The organism is Mycobacterium sp. (genome assembly GCF_049585075.1).
In the GTDB taxonomy this organism is placed as follows: domain Bacteria; phylum Actinomycetota; class Actinomycetes; order Mycobacteriales; family Mycobacteriaceae; genus Mycobacterium.
In genome coordinates, this window is record NZ_JBAUZA010000321.1 from 1 (window position 1) to 1,955 (window position 1,955).

Genomic DNA, 1,955 nt, shown 5'->3' on the forward strand with positions numbered 1-1,955 from the left:
GACCTCACCGACGCCTCTGTCCACGATCGCGTCGTCATCAGCAACGGTTGCTCACCTTGACCAAATCCGCTGTGGGAGCGGCGTTTTCACGCTCAGCAATCCACTTGACAATCGCGGCGACCGCATCGTCGCGTGGTACCCCGTTGATCTGGGTGCGGTCGCTGAACCGGAAACTCACCGCGCCGCCCTCGACGTCGCGATCCCCGGCCAGCAGCATGAACGGCACCTTTTGATTGGTGTGGTTAACGATCTTCTTGGCCATCCGATCGTCGCTGGAATCCACCTCGACCCGGACACCATGCGACTTCAGCTGCGCGGCAACGTCTTCCAGATACCGCACATGGCCATCCGCCACCGGGATGCCGACAACCTGAACGGGCGCCAGCCATGCGGGAAATGCGCCGGCGTAGTGCTCGGTGAGGATGCCGAAGAACCGCTCGATCGAGCCGAACAGCGCGCGGTGGATCATCACCGGGCGCTGCCGCGAACCGTCGGCGGCGGTGTATTCCAGCTCGAAACGCTCCGGGAAGTTGAAGTCGACCTGGATGGTCGACATCTGCCAGCTGCGGCCCAGCGCGTCGCGGGCCTGCACGGAGATCTTCGGGCCGTAAAACGCCGCACCGCCTGGGTCGGGCACCAATTCCAGTCCGGATTCCTCAGCCACTACTGCCAGCGAGTTGGTGGCTTCCTCCCACAGCTCGTCGGAGCCGACGAACTTGTCCGGGTCCTTAGTGGACAGCTCCAGGTAGAAGTCCTCCAACCCGTAGTCGGCCAGCAGATCGAGCACGAACCGCAACAGCGACGCCAGCTCGTCGTGGAGTTGCTCGCGGCTGCAGAAGATGTGCGAATCGTCCATGGTGAACCCGCGGGCCCGGGTCAGCCCGTGCACCACACCGGACTTCTCGTAGCGGTAGACGGTGCCGAACTCGAAGAGCCGCAACGGAAGCTCGCGATACGACCGTCCCCGCGACCGGAAGATCAGCGTGTGCATCGGGCAGTTCATCGGCTTGAGGTAGTAATCCTGCCCCGGCTTACGCACGGTCCCGTCGTCGCCCAGTTCCGCATCGAGGTGCATCGGCGGGAACATTCCGTCGGCGTACCAGTCCAAGTGTCCCGAGGTGTGGAACAGTTGCGCCTTGGTGATGTGCGGGGTGTTGACGAATTCGTAGCCTGCCTCGATGTGCTTGCGTCGTGAGTACTCCTCCAGCTCTCGGCGCACGACGCCGCCTTTGGGGTGGAAAACCGGTAGTCCAGAACCGATTTCGTCGGGAAAGCTGAACAAGTCCAGCTCGACGCCCAGCTTGCGGTGATCGCGGCGCTGAGCTTCTTCGACCAGCTGCAGATGGCGGTCGAGCGCTTCGGCCGACTCCCATGCGGTGCCGTAGATGCGCTGCAGGCTGGCGTTGTTCTGATCGCCCCGCCAGTACGCGGCAGAACTTCTGGTCAGCTTGAACGCCGGGATGTGCTTCGTGGTGGGGATGTGCGGTCCGCGGCACAAATCGCCCCAAACCCGTTCCCGGGTGCGGGGATTGAGGTTGTCGTACGCGGTGAGCTCGTCGCCGCCGACTTCCATGACATCGGGGTCCCCGGACTTGTCGTCGACGAGTTCGAGCTTGTAGGGCTCCTTGGCCAGCTCTTGGCGGGCCTGCTCCTTGGATTCGTAGACCCGTCGGGAGAACAGCTGCCCCTCCTTGAGGATCTGACGCATCCGCTTTTCCAGCGCCTCCAGATCCTCCGGCGTGAAGGGATCCGCCACGTCGAAGTCGTAATAGAATCCGTCGGTAATCGGCGGCCCGATGCCGAGCTTGGCGTTGGGGAACATCTCTTGGACGGCCTGGGCCAACACATGGGCGGTCGAATGCCGGATGACGCTTCGACCGTCGTCGCTGTTGGCCGCCACCGGGGTGACCTCGGCGTCGTTTGCCGGAATCCAGCTCAAGTCGCGCAGCTTGCCC

1 protein-coding gene is annotated in these 1,955 nt (G+C 63.5%); it reads right to left on the reverse strand.

All coding sequences use genetic code 11. The features are described 5' to 3' along the window. Positions 1 to 37: 37 nt before the first annotated feature. On the reverse strand, positions 38 to 1,955 hold a 1,918-nt coding region (thrS, locus tag WB785_RS15345; RefSeq protein ID WP_424080182.1), incomplete at its 5' end, for a threonine--tRNA ligase.